We start from the raw sequence: 13,173 nt of genomic DNA on the forward strand, positions 1-13,173 counted from the left end.
CGCTCGTCAGTATCCCTTGGCGGCCAAAACCAGATCGGCGGCGCGATCACCGGACCGGACCGATCCCTCGATGGTTGCAGGCAATCCCGTAGCAGTCCAGTCGCCGGCGAGGAACAGGTTTTTCAGCGCGGTGACCGGCCCCGGACGCAGGGCATTCTGGGCCGGCGTGGCGGCGAAAGTAGCCCGGCGCTCGCGCACGATCTGCCAGGGAGGCAACGGCGGCGGCACGTCGCCGGAAATCCCGCCCGCCTTGCAGACGTCGTTCCAGATCGCCTGCGCGAGTTCCTCGCGCGGCATATCGACCAGCCGATCGCCATTGCTGATGGTCACGGAGAGGCGGTTCGGGAAAGCGAACAGCCATTCCACGATGCTGCCGATGACGCCGAGGATCGGCGGCGAACCCTGCGGCGGCTCAAAGCGGAAATGCGCATTCACGATGGCGCGGAATTCGGTCGGCGTCTTCAGGCCCGGCAGCAGGCTGGAGGCGGCGCGCGGCGGCACCGCCATCACGACGACGTCGCCCTCACCGACCTGGATCACATCCTCGCCGCCAAAGTTCAGCGCGCCGACCTTGCCGTCGGTGGTCGCGAACGAACGCAGCTCATGGCCGAGCTGAACGGTGTGGCCCCGCTCCTGCAGAAATTTCACCGCAGGCTCGATCAGCACGGTGCTGAGCCCCTCGCGGGCGATCAGCGGGCGGCACGCCTGCCCGCCGGCAAGCAATGTCTCGCGCACGATCGCGCCGGCAAGCCCCGCCGAACCCTCGGGCGGATCGACGTTGAGCGCCGCCAGCAGCAGCGGCTGCACCAGGCGCTGATAGAGGACGCCTTCGGTAGGAATCGACTTGCCGACCAGTGTCTGCTCCGACGCCCAGATCAGCGGCGCCAGCTTGAGATAATCGGTGAGCCCGGTGTCGGGAACGCGGCGGCTCTCGTCGAGCACCCAGGTCGGCAGCCGGCCTTTGCCGAGATCGATCTGCCAGCGCTGCCCGGTCGTCATGTCGACAAAGGGAAACTGCGCGCTTTCGGGACCGACGAGGCCGGCCTCGGTGCCGATCGAACGTGCGTAGGCGCGCGCGTGGCTGTTGCCCGACAGCAGCAGATGATTGCCGTTGTCGATGGTGAGATTCGTGGCGCCGTCGAAATAGGAACGGCAGCGGCCGCCGGCCTGCTGCGTCGCCTCGTGCACGGCGACCTTGTAGCCGCCATTGGCGAGCCGCACGGCGGCGGAGAGGCCGGAAATTCCGGCACCGATGATGTGAGCTGTGTTTTGCATCAGATGAAAGCGTAACGAAGCAGGATCAGCATGCGTGTGATCTTCGACACACGCACCGGCTCGCGCGGCGCGTTGAAGCCGCGCGCGATCAGCAGATCCAGAATGGCGTGATAGTATTTCGACATGATCCGCGGCGCGCGCACCGCGCGGCGCTTGTTGCGGTTCATGATCTCGTCCGACTGCTCGAAATGCGTCTTCGCACGCTGTGCCAGCGGCAGGCAGACCTTCGCCAGCGCGCGCTCGACGATCACGCGGTTCGGATCGTTGGAGGTGATGCCGGCATGCAGCAGCGCCTCACGCGGCAGATAGAGCCGGCCGAGGCCAGCGTCCTCGTCGATGTCGCGCAGGATATTGGTGAGCTGGAGCGCGCGGCCGAGATGATGGGCGAGCAGGATGCCGTCCTCTTCAGGCAGGCCAAACACCCGCACCGACAATCGTCCCACGGCGCTGGCGACGCGATCGCAGTAAAGATCGAGCGTCGCCATGTCGGGCGCGCGGATGTCCTGCGGCACGTCCATCTCCATGCCGTCGACGATGGCGAGGAAATCCTCCCGCTTCAGCCCGAACGTCTTCACCGAGCCGATGTAGTCGGCAAGGCGCGGCGGCGGATGGCCCTGATAGAGCGCATCGATGTCGTTTCGCCACTCCTGAAGCGCGGCGAGCCGCTCGTCGCGCGGGCCGTCGGAATCGGCGATGTCGTCGACCTGGCGGCAGAAGCTGTAGATCTGGAACATCGCCTCGCGCTGGTCGCGCGGCAGGATGCGCATCGCAGCGTAGAAGGAGCTGTTCGATGCGGTCGAGCCATAATTGGCGCCGGGCGAGGTCGCCTCAAGCGTCATGTGCAGTCCCCGGTCTGGAAATGGCCTTGCGTCCGATCGCACGGCGGCCGACTTCGCCGATCATCCCGGCAAGGCTGAAGGTGAGAAGCTCGAACTTGTTCAGATGCACGCGCTCACGCAGGGGATCACGCACCTTCAACAGGCGCACGATACGGTCGGCATAGGCCTGGATCACCGCGACGTCGATGCCGAGGCGGACATCCCGGATCTCCGCAGCCAGCGACCTGCCCTCGTCGAGCAGCGCTTCGTTGCGTAACGCGAGCGCCTGAAGACAGGCCAGCATCGCCGGCGGCGACTGCGTCAGGCCAAGCTGCTCGACCGAGGCGCCGCTCGCGGCCAGCGCATCGCGCGGCAGGTAGACGCGGTTGAGCTCGCGGAAATCCTTGCCGCAATCCTGCAGATGGTTGTTGATCTGGAGGCCTGCGCAGAGTGCGTCCGACGCGGCCCAGGTCGAGGTGCTCTCGCCATGGACGTCGAGCATGAAGCGGCCGACCGGCATTGCCGAATAGCGGCAATAGTGGATGACCTCGTCCCAGGTCTCGTAGCGCAGCTTGGTCACGTCCATGCGGAACGCGATCAGCACGTCGAGCGCATGGCGGGGCGCCATGCCGCGCTCGGCCATTGCACGCCGCAGCATGACGGCTTCAGCCTGGGTGTCGCCGTTGCCGAGCAACTCCGCCTCGAGCAGGTCGAGATAGGCGAGCTTCTGGTCGGGCGGCAGCGTGGCGTGATCGGCGATGTCGTCGGCGGTGCGGACGAAATTATAGTACGCCAGGATCAGCGCACGATGACGCGGATGAATGATCCAGGACGCGACGGGAAAATTCTCGTCGCGGTCACCCTTGCCGGATCGCAATTCGCTCGCAGAGGTCATCGAGGGCTGGTCAACAATCGTTTGGACAGGAAGGGCTTTTCGCTCGCGCGGGCTCATGCCGGCGATGCCGCCGCGGCCCCCATATAGGGGAATACGGCCGCAAAACCAATCCTGTCTGTCGATGGCAGCCCGCGCCGATCGGACCCGAAAAGGCAGCCCGGGGTCCGCCTTTTGTGGGCCAGCGGCCGAGCTTACTGGTTGTGGCTCTTCAGGACCTGGTCGCAGGCCTGCGAGATCTTGGGCCGGTTTTCCTTGAGGCAGGCCAGGATGGTGAAATCGCCCTGGTCGATGACCGGACGGCAGAACTTCTGCACATCGCGCGTGCAGGCCTTCTGTTCGGCGTCCGTGCCGCGTCCTGCCTGGGCGAAAGCTGCCGTGGAAAGGGATGCCGACAGCAGGGTGAGAGCGACGAGAAGCTTACGCATTGTATTCCTTCGTTCTGACGGCAGAAGCGCACCGATCCCGGGCAGCACAGGGCGGACGGCCGGAACGGATCGTTCTGGTGGCAAGTTCGCCGCGGAAAGCACGGCATTCGGAGAAGGCACAAGCGCTGGTAAATGCGGCCAAATTGGCGCCGCGCTCACCAAACCAGGCCCTCCCCCACGTTTCATTGGCAGATGTAAGAGATTGATACTACGTCATAATTCTGGAGCGCCGCGTTTTGCTGCGCACCTGTTGCAGAGCTGCATCTCTCGACCGGTCTTTTTTGGCGGAAACACATCGAAACACTGGGCGTTGCAGGATCGGAGCCTGTTGCAGGGGGCGTGGTGAACCGCCATCTCTGGCGGTCAGGCTTTGAACCTGACACAGGCTCGGAACACTAAACTTTCGATGTGGCGAGACGTTCTCGACAGTCAGCGAACATCGTTCGAAAATGGGATATTCAAAATGCAATTCTTTGGACGATCTGGACAGGCGATCAAGGCGGCCGGCATCGGGGCTGCGCTGCTCTTTTCAGTCTCTGCAAGCCATGCTCAGTCGTCCGGGCCGTTCGCCGGTTTCGACGGCGCTTGGACCGGCACCGGCACGGTGTCGCTGTCCGACGGTTCCACCGAGCGTATCCGCTGCAAGGCCGACTATAAGGTCGCCGGCAGCGGTCTCAACCTCAAGCAGGCCCTGAACTGTGCCAGCGACAGCTACAAGTTCAACCTCACCAGCGATGTGACCAGCCAGGGCGACCGCATCTCCGGCAACTGGAGCGAGTCCAGCCGCAACATCTTCGGCAATCTGCAGGGCACCGCCGGCGGCGGCCAGATCGAGGTGTTCGTCGAGGCCAACGGCTTCGCCGCCAATTTGTCGCTCCGCACCAACGGTAGCAAGCAGACCGTGCAGATCAGCTCCAAGGGCGAGATCCGCGGCGTCAACATCACGATGACGAAGGGCTGATCGCCCGTCGTATTTCAAATATTCACCTCATGAAAAACCCCCGGTTCGCGCGAACCGGGGGTTTTTCATTGCAGACCGTGTTGTCGGTCAGATCGCCGGCTTGTCCGCGCCTTGCAGCCTGGCGTGCAGGTTGATCAGCCACATCGCCGTCGGCCGCAGGATGAAGAGATCGGCGACGAGGGCCATCACCATCGAGAAGGCGCTGAGCCAGCCGAACAGCCGCAGCGACGGCAGGTCCGAGAACACGGTGACGACGAGGCCGCAGGCCAGCACCAGCGTGGTCAGGATCAACGCCGGGCCGACCAGCACGGTCGCGCGCTCCACGGCGAGCGCCGAACCGACGCCCGGCTTGCTCTCCAGCCTGAGGCGATTGAGGAAGTGGATGGTGGCGCTCAAGCCGAGGCCGAACGAAACCGTCAGAGCCACGACACTGGCGAATTGCAGCCCCTCACCCATCGCCCACAGCACCGTTCCCGACATCACCACCGGGAAGATACCCGGCAGGATGCAGGCGAGCATCACAACCCATGAGCGGAAGGCGAGGCCGATGAAGATCGCGACCAGGGCGAATTCGACGGTGAGCCCGCGGTTGAGCTTCTCGATCATGCCGGCCGAGTTGCGCGCGGCAATCGCGGCAAGACCCGTGACAGCGACTTCGTAGCCGGGATGCTTCTTGCGGACAGCGTCGAGCTCGGAATCGAGCTTGTCGACGATCGGCAGAAGCTGGCTGGAATCCTTGTCCGGCACGCGGCCGGCGACCACGACGGCATCCTGCTCGGCATCGATGAAGCGCCGCACCAGATGTTCCGGAATGACGCTGATATATTCCTTCAGCGTCGCGACGTCGGCATTGCCCGCCTTTTCCGCAAGCCAGCGGCGCAAGGTTTCGACCGACCAGACGTTGCCGACACCGGCCGTCTTCTCGACGGTCGCGTGGACGTCGGCAATCGTCTGCAACGTCTCCGGCGAGTAGAGCGATTCACCCTTGGGGAACTGGATCAGCACGTTCACCGGGTTGGCGCCGGTGAGCTTGGCATCGAGCCGGTCGCTCGCGGCAACGGCCTGACGCTTGTCCGGCACCTGGTCTGCAAGACGGTAGCGCGGCTCCAGATTGGCGTAGATGACGCCGAGGCCGGCGACGAACAGCACCGCGATCAGGCTGAACAGGCCGGGCCGGCCCACCATGCGCACCGCGATCCAGTAGCAGAAATTACGCAGCGCCTGCACGCCGGAATCAGCGCTCTGGAACTTTGTCGCGAAGACTTTCTCGTTGCGCACCAGCAGCACGCCGAACACCGGCACCAGCGACAGCACCGCGACCAGCGCGATGATGGTGGCGGCGAGACCCGCCTCGCCGAACTTGCGGATCAGGTCGGAGTCGGAGAACTGGAGCGCGATGAAGGAGATGCCGGCGGTGCCGTGCGTCAGCACACAGGCCGGGCCGACCACCAGCACCGCGTTCTTGAACGCGGTGAACTTGTCCTGGCCTGCGATCAGCCGGTCGCGCGCGGCAAATGTGAGCTGCATCGAGTCCGAGAAGCTGATCACCATGATGAGCGGCGTCATCACGTTCAGGAACATGTTGAGATTGAAATTGGCCCAGCCGAGCGCGCCGAGCGCCAGCAGGATCGCGATCATCGGCGGGAACGCCGCCGCCACCATGAAGGATATCTTGCGGAAGAAGATGATGGCGATGACGCAGCCGGCGAGGATGCCGAGGATGTTGTAGGTGAGCCCGTCACGCTCGACCGCGTTGCGAATCTCGAGCTGCATCACCGGGACGCCGGAGAGCTGCACGTTGAGCCCGGTATCGCCGAGGTCTTCCTTCATCAGCGCGCGGATGTCGCCGACGGTCTTGGTCAGCTTGTTGGAAGCGACCACCTCCGGATCGAGCGAGAGCACGATCAGCGCCAGCGTGCCGTCCTCAGACAACAGCTTGCCGCGGATGATCTCGTTGTTCTTGACGGTCTCGATGAACTTGTCATAGGCCGCGCCCTCGGGCAGCTCGGACGGGAATAGCGCCGCCGGCAACTTGCCCGGCGCCGGCGCCTGGCGCGCGGAGAACAGCGAGACCAGGCCGCGCGTGCCTTCGACGAGTTGCAGGTCGGTGACGAAGTCGCGCAGCTTCTCGAGGTTATTCCGCGCCAGCAGGGTCTTGCCCTCGACCACGACGAGCACGTCGAATTCCTCGGCCGGGAACTTCTTCGTCACCTCTTCGTACTGGCGGAATTCGCGTGTGTTGGAGCGGAACAGCTGCGACAGCGAATCGTCGATCTTGATCCGGTGGATGCCGAACACGGCGCCGACGATCAGCACGAGCAGGACGATGCAGGAAACGATCGGCGCCCGGACGGCGATCAGCCCGATGCGCTCAAGCCCGAAGGCGATCGAGGACGCAGGTCCCTGCTCGACCTTCTCGACATGAACCTCACTCTCGCTGTGCTTTTCGAGCATGCCTTGTCCAGTTCCTAAATCGGCTCGGTCTGTGAGCTTGTTGCGCCCCGCGAACGGCTTGAAAATGCCATACCAATGGGGGTCTTGCCCGTTGAAAATGCGCGGAAAATCGCCGGGAGGGGTTTAGCAGGTCAATCACTCTTCTCGCAAGCAGGCGAAGGGTGGCCCAACCGATCAAGATGCGGCGATTTTGCCGGAATGCCCGTCATTCGGGCAAAGCCGTGCCAATTCGACGCGGCGCCCGGTCCGCGCTCTCGTCTTTCAGCGCCACGCCGGTTGCTTCCCGCGCCAGCCCCTCGCGCACGAGCCAGGCGATCTTGAACGCCGCCTCGTCATAGCTCAACCCGGCCTTGTGGATGTTCGACACGCAATTGCGCTCGGCATCGGTGCGGCCGGGCCTCGGCGCGAATGTCAGATAGGCGCCGAGACTGTCGGGTGCGGACAGGCCGGGCCGCTCGCCGATCAGCGTCACCACCATCTGCGCACCGAGAATGGCGCCGATCTCGTCGCCGAGCGCGACGCGCGCGCCTGAGGCGACGACGATTTTGCCGATCGCGACGCCATCGGCTTCCGCGAGCAGCGGCAGCAGATGCTTCACCAGCTCGACCGCATGGGCATGGACCGCCGCCGCCGACAGGCCGTCGCCGATCACGATCGCGAGCCGGCACGGCTGCGAAGCACTTCGCGCCAGAAGCTGCGCCGAATCGGCATCGAGCTGTCGTCCAAGATCAGGCCGCCGCAGATAGTCCCTGCGGTCGGCCGCCTGGCTCCGCGCCTCGGTGACGACGAGGCCAAGCGCGCCGAAATCGGAGACCAGTCGCGGCGCATCGAAGGCCGCATGCACGGCGTCGCGGGCGCGGGCATGGTCCAGTGTGAAATCGAGCAGCGCGCGCGTCGGCACGCTCGCGCCGCTGCGCCCTAGTGCAACGCGCGCGGACGTGAGCGACCGCAGATCGAGGGTCGGGCGGCGGGGGACGGCCGGATCAGACATGTCGCATCATTCGGCGGGAACGGAGGCCTCGCGCAGCCGGATCGAATAGTTCGAGGCGTTCTGCTTGCCGCTGGAGGCCGCGCGCGCAAAGGTGATGAGGTGATGCGCGATGAGGGTGCAGCCGATCAGCCCTTCGAAATCGCCGCGCTTGATGCGTCCCAGCGCGAACTTCCAGAACACCCGCTTGTAGTCGCCGAGCACACCGACCTTCCAGAAGATGTTACGCAGCATGACGAGGCCGCGCCTGATGTTGCGCCAGGTCTTCATCTCGTCCGGCACCGGCATCTTGAGGCGGTGGGGATAGGTGTGGTCGCATTGATACTGGAAGCGCGCAAAGACCTTCTCGGGCTCGTAGGCGACGCCCATGCAGTGCTTCCACGACGCGACGACGTCGTCATAGGGCAGCAGGAAATCGACGTTGGAATCGCGGCCGTCGTCCTCGATCAGACGCCCTTCCCGCTCCAGCCGGTCCCACAGCGGCGTCTTCGGCAGCGCCTGGAGCAGGTTGATGGTGAGCAACGGAATCTGGGATTCCTCGACGAAAGCCAGCAGCGCATCGGAGGTCTTCGGCTTGTCGGTGTCGAGACCCATGATGATGCCGGACACCACCTCAATGCCGTAGGAGTTGATGGTGCGCACGCCCTCCAGGATCGGGACCATCATGTTGTGATCCTTCTGCATCGCCTTCAACGCGTCGGGATCCGGCGTCTCGATGCCGCAAAAGATGGTGATGAAATAGGCCTCGCGCATCTTCTCGAGGATCTCCGGCCGCTTGGCGATGTTGAGCGTCGCCTCGCAGGCGAGCCGCACCACGTAGCCGGTCCGCTTCTGCCATTCGATCAGATGCGGCAGCAGGTCCATTGCAGCCTTGCGGTTGCCGATGAAATTGTCGTCGACGAAATAGACCGTGTCGGTCATGCCGCATTCGCGCAGGCGGTCGAGTTCGGCGATGATCTGCTCCGGCGACTTGATGCGCGGATTGCGGCCGTAGAGGCCCGGGATGTCGCAGAACTCGCACTGATAGGGGCAGCCGCTGGAATACTGGATGCTGCCGAGCATGTATTTCTTCACATCGGCAAGCTCATAGGCCGGGATCGGAAACTCCGTCATCGGCACCCGGTCCTTGGTGGTCAGCACCACCTGGCCCTCGGGACGGGCCGTGTCGCGCGACAGGATCTCGATCAGCTGGTTGGTGGCGTCGCCGAGCTCGCCGACATGGAGATAGTCGAACGACGGATAATAATCCGGGCAGGCGCTGACCGAGGGGCCGCCGAGCGCCACCGGAAGGTCGAATTCATGGGCGCGGCGGCAGATGTCGTTCATCTGCTGGCGCTGGATGTGCATGCCGCTGACGAAGACCGCCTCGGCCCAGTCGAATTCGTCCCTGGTCGCGAGGCGGAGGTTCTCGTCGACGAATTTAACCTGCCACTCCTCGGGCAGGTAGGCTGCGAGCAGCAAAAGCCCCTGCGGCGGCATGAAGGCGCTGACGCCGTCGGTTAGCGGATAGGAGTGCTCGAACGTTCCGAACGAGGAGGTGTACCGCGGAAACACACAGAGAATCCGCCGGGACGTTCCGTTGCTTTCAGCTCGCATCAAAGTTCCCCCAGCCACGCTCGGTATATGGTTCGGAATAGCCGGACCTCTAGCGTAACGCTGCCGCCGAAATTTCTCAATATTGTGGCATCATCCTAATTCGCGAAGGACGCCAATGGTTTCCTTGACTTCCGTGGATGGCGCGCGACCGCATGCTCACGCGATCAGCCGCGAGGCAAAATCGGGCAGCAGGACTGCATCACCGGCAAGCCGGAAATCCGCGCCCGCCAGCCCCGCCCGCACCAGCCAGTCGTCGAACTCCGGCGCGCGGCGCAGGCCGAAGACGTCGCGGACATAGAGCGCGTCGTGAAAAGACGTCGACTGGTAGTTCAGCATGACGTCGTCCGCGCCCGGCACCCCCATGATGAAGGTGACGCCAGCGGCAGCAAGCAGCGTCAGCAGATTGTCCATGTCGTCCTGATCCGCCTCGGCATGGTTGGTGTAGCAGATGTCGATCCCGAGCGGCAGGCCGAGCAACTTGCCGCAAAAATGATCCTCCAGCCCCGCCCGGATGATCTCCTTGCCGTCGTAGAGATATTCCGGGCCGATAAAGCCGACCACGCTGTTGACCAGCAATGGCGCATAGGCGCGGGCGACCGCATAGGCGCGCGCTTCGCAGGTCTGCTGGTCGACGCCGTGATGGGCATTCGCCGACAGCGCCGAGCCCTGCCCGGTTTCGAAATACATCACGTTCTGGCCGACCGTGCCGCGCTTCTGCGACAAACCGGCCTCTTGCCCTTCCTTGAGCAGAGCGAGGTCGATGCCAAAACTGCGGTTGGCGGCCTCAGTGCCGGCGACCGACTGGAAGACGAGGTCGACCGGCACGCCCTGCCCGATCAGCGACAGCGTCGTGGTGACGTGGGTCAGCACGCAGGCCTGCGTCGGGATCTTCAGCCGCGCGATGATCTCGTCCAGCAGCCGCAGCAATTGCGCGATCACGGCCGGATCGTCGCTCGCCGGGTTGATGCCGATGCAGGCATCGCCGGCCCCTAACAGGAGGCCGTCGAGGATCGAGGCGGTGATGCCCCTGGCATCATCGAAGGGATGATTGGGCTGGAGCCGCGTGCTCATCCGCCCCTTCAGGCCGATGGTGTTGCGGAAGGCGGTGACGACCTCGCATTTCCGCGCGGCCAGGATCAAGTCCTGGTTGCGCATCAGTTTGGAGACCGCGGTCGCCATCTCCGGGGTGATGCCGGGCGCCAGCTTGCGCAGGATCTCGGGCGTGGCGGCATCGGACAACAGCCAGTCGCGGAAGCCGCCGACCGTGAGCGAGGCCACGGGCGCGAAGGCTTCTGCGTCATGGCTGTCGATCACGAGGCGCGTGACCTCGTCGGCTTCGTAGGGAATGACGGCTTCCTGCAGGAACTGCCCAAGCGGAACGTCGGCAAGCGCCATCCGTGCCGCGATCATCTGCTCGGCGCTCCCTGCGGCAACCCCGGCCAGCCGGTCGCCCGAGCGCGGCGGCGTCGCCTTGGCGAGGAGGTCGCGCATATCAGGGAATGCATAGGTCGTGGCGTCGATGGTGTGGCGGTAGACCAAAGGCCCCTCCGGAGTTCGTCGGCCAGTGACCGACCTGGAATCGAATACGCGTTTGACGGCCGGTGCGCACGCCGAAGTTCGGGGCATTCCGGGCAATTCCCGGGGGCGGGCCTGCCGGAACCGGTACGAGGGAACCAAGACGCTAGCTTACCTTTATTTAGACCAAGGACGAGGGGGCCGGGCCGGCGCGTTAACGCCGTGTCCACCTTCATTCTGCATAGTTTTGCAGCATTTTTTACGACCGCGCTTCCGGCCGCTCGCGGCCATTCGGGTCCCTGGACACCATGACATCAGACCGATCTGGGAATGCCACTCGCCTGGCAGGCCGCTTCACGCTCGCGACCAAGCTCTACGCGATCTTCGCGTTGTTCGCGCTGCTCACCGCCGCGATCGCGCTGCTGTCCGACTACAACAGCCGCCGCAACGCCGACCTGACGAGCGCGATCGAGACGGCGAACGCCGCCGCGCTGAACGTCGAGCGGGTCAACTCGCTGGTCTATGCGGTCGTGATGGAATCGCGCGGCGTCTACATGTCGGCTGAACCGGCCGTGGTGAAGAAATACGGCGAGGGCCTGCTCAAGTTCAACGCGCAGATCCTGAACGTCGTGAAGGGCTGGGAGGGCATCGTCAAAGCCGACGATGCCGAGCAGTTTGCCACCTTCAAGAAGCGCATCGAGCAGTTCGTCGACTTCCGCAAGGAGCTGGTGCGCCGCGGCGTCGAGATCAACGCCGCCGCGGGCCGCGAATGGGGCGACAACGACGCCAACCGCGCGGTGCGCTCGGCGCTGAACAAGGATCTCGAGGCGCTGTCCAAGGTCTACGCCGAGCGCGCCAGACAGATCGCGCAGCAGACCGAGACCAATCGCACGCTGTCCTTCGTGCTGACCTGCCTCGGCGGCGTGGCGCTGGCGCTGGTCGTGATCGGCATCGTCATCATCGCCCGCTCGATCGCCCGCCCCCTCTCCGCCATCACGGCGACCATCAAGCAGGTCGCGGACGGCGCCGATGATGTCGTGGTGCCACACGCTGACCGCGCCGACGAGATCGGCGCGCTGGCACGCGCCATCCAGATCTTCCAGAACGCGATGGGCCGCAACCGAAATCTCGCTTCGCAGGTGTCGCAGGACTCCGCTGCGCGCGAGCAGCGCGCCCGCCATATCGAGCAATCCGTCGACGAGTTCCGCGAAGCGATCGGCGCGATCATGCGCGGCCTCAGCGACAACGCCTCGGTCATGCGCGAGACGGCGCAGACCATCACCCGCGTCACCGCGGATGCGAGCAGCCGCGCCGGCACGGCGGCGGACGCGAGCGAGCAGGCCTCCCACAACGTCACCGCGGTGGCGGGCGCGGCCGAAGAGCTGTCGGCCTCCGTCGAGGAGATCGGCCGTCAGGTCCGGCAGAGCGCCGGCGCGGTCGAGCAGACCAGCCAGCGCACCGAGAAATCGATCGCCGAGATCGAGAGCCTTGCCGCCGCTACGCAGCGCATCGACGGCGTGCTCAGCCTGATCCAGGCGATCGCCGAGCAGACCAACCTGCTCGCGCTCAACGCCACCATCGAGGCCGCGCGCGCCGGTGACGCCGGCCAGGGCTTTGCCGTCGTCGCGCACGAGGTCAAGGCGCTGGCGGGACAGACCGCGAAGGCGACCGCCGACATCAGCGGGAACGTCGCGCTGATCCAGGCCTCCACCCGAAACGCGGTCGATGCCGTCCGCGAGATCGGCGGCGCGGTGCGCGAGATCAACGAGGTCACGACGGCCATCGCCGGCGCCGTCGGCCAGCAGGACCAGGCAACCCGCGAGATCTCTTCCAATGCGCAATCGGCGGCCCAGGGCAACGAGACGCTTGTGGCCAACATCACCTCGCTCCGCGACGCCATCGGCGAGACCGACACGGCGGCAGCGTCCGTGCTGACCGCGGCAAGCAGCCTGACGACGACGGCGGACACGCTGTCGCGGGAAGTGGAAAAGTTCTTCCAGAACCTGCGGTCGGGGTCGGCGGACGGACGTATTGCCAAGGCGGGGTGACGCCACGTCCGCCGATACAAGGCGGCGATTGGCCAGCTCCCAACAAAGCTGCCGAAGACAACCCCCTGTAGCCGGGGCCAGCCAAATCAATGGCTTGGCCGCCGGCTAGATAAATACTGATTTTTCGAATTCTAGTTGACCCGTCGGACAAAACACTGGCATGGTGTCATCGTGGCGGTGGCGCGCCGTTCTGCTCCC

General features: G+C 64.9%; 10 protein-coding genes. 2 read left to right on the top strand and 8 right to left on the bottom strand.

Translation table 11 applies throughout. The features are described 5' to 3' along the window. Positions 1-6: 6 nt before the first annotated feature. The 4 genes from hpnE to WHZ77_RS23375 all read right to left on the bottom strand — a co-directional run bounded on the left by hpnE (position 7) and on the right by WHZ77_RS23375 (position 3,413). On the bottom strand, positions 7-1,275 hold the full coding sequence (gene hpnE / locus WHZ77_RS23360; RefSeq protein ID WP_375310097.1) for a hydroxysqualene dehydroxylase HpnE: 1,269 nt from the start codon (positions 1,273-1,275) through the stop codon (positions 7-9). Further along, positions 1,275-2,114 (bottom strand): presqualene diphosphate synthase HpnD, encoded by an 840-nt coding sequence (gene hpnD / locus WHZ77_RS23365; protein ID WP_375310098.1) that lies wholly within the window; start codon positions 2,112-2,114, stop codon positions 1,275-1,277. The genes hpnE and hpnD overlap by 1 nt, the downstream gene beginning before the upstream one ends. After that, the gene (hpnC, locus tag WHZ77_RS23370) at positions 2,104-2,988 is read right to left on the bottom strand and encodes a squalene synthase HpnC (RefSeq protein ID WP_375310099.1); all 885 of its coding nucleotides are present in this window, start codon (positions 2,986-2,988) and stop codon (positions 2,104-2,106) included. The genes hpnD and hpnC overlap by 11 nt, the downstream gene beginning before the upstream one ends. Before the next feature lie 191 nt (positions 2,989-3,179). After that, on the bottom strand, positions 3,180-3,413 hold the full coding sequence (locus WHZ77_RS23375; protein WP_015687467.1) for a hypothetical protein: 234 nt from the start codon (positions 3,411-3,413) through the stop codon (positions 3,180-3,182). Positions 3,414-3,876: 463 nt separating this feature from the next. Here WHZ77_RS23375 and WHZ77_RS23380 point away from each other — a divergent pair, with 463 nt between their 5' ends. After that, positions 3,877-4,374 (top strand): hypothetical protein, encoded by a 498-nt coding sequence (locus WHZ77_RS23380; RefSeq protein ID WP_375310100.1) that lies wholly within the window; start codon positions 3,877-3,879, stop codon positions 4,372-4,374. Positions 4,375-4,461: 87 nt separating this feature from the next. Here the strand turns inward: WHZ77_RS23380 and WHZ77_RS23385 are convergent, their stop codons facing one another. The 4 genes from WHZ77_RS23385 to WHZ77_RS23400 all read right to left on the bottom strand — a co-directional run bounded on the left by WHZ77_RS23385 (position 4,462) and on the right by WHZ77_RS23400 (position 10,951). After that, complete coding sequence (locus WHZ77_RS23385; RefSeq protein WP_375310101.1) at positions 4,462-6,828, bottom strand: RND family transporter; 2,367 nt, start codon at positions 6,826-6,828, stop codon at positions 4,462-4,464. Between the two features lie 205 nt (positions 6,829-7,033). Beyond that, positions 7,034-7,819 carry an ethanolamine ammonia-lyase subunit EutC gene (gene eutC, locus WHZ77_RS23390; protein ID WP_375310102.1) on the bottom strand — a complete coding sequence of 262 codons (786 nt, stop codon included), beginning with the start codon at positions 7,817-7,819 and terminating at the stop codon, positions 7,034-7,036. Positions 7,820-7,825: 6 nt separating this feature from the next. Further along, entirely contained in the window at positions 7,826-9,412 is a 1,587-nt protein-coding gene (locus WHZ77_RS23395) for a B12-binding domain-containing radical SAM protein (protein ID WP_375310103.1), read from the bottom strand. Positions 9,413-9,568: 156 nt separating this feature from the next. Further along, positions 9,569-10,951, bottom strand: a complete 1,383-nt coding sequence (locus tag WHZ77_RS23400) for an ethanolamine ammonia-lyase subunit EutB (RefSeq protein WP_375310104.1) — start codon at positions 10,949-10,951, stop codon at positions 9,569-9,571. A 284-nt stretch (positions 10,952-11,235) separates the two neighbouring features. Between WHZ77_RS23400 and WHZ77_RS23405 the strand changes: the two genes are divergently transcribed. Further along, positions 11,236-12,975 (top strand): methyl-accepting chemotaxis protein, encoded by a 1,740-nt coding sequence (locus tag WHZ77_RS23405; RefSeq protein WP_375310105.1) that lies wholly within the window; start codon positions 11,236-11,238, stop codon positions 12,973-12,975. Positions 12,976-13,173: the final 198 nt, after the last annotated feature.

Source organism: Bradyrhizobium sp. A5, assembly GCF_042076515.1.
Taxonomy (GTDB): domain Bacteria; phylum Pseudomonadota; class Alphaproteobacteria; order Rhizobiales; family Xanthobacteraceae; genus Bradyrhizobium; species Bradyrhizobium cosmicum.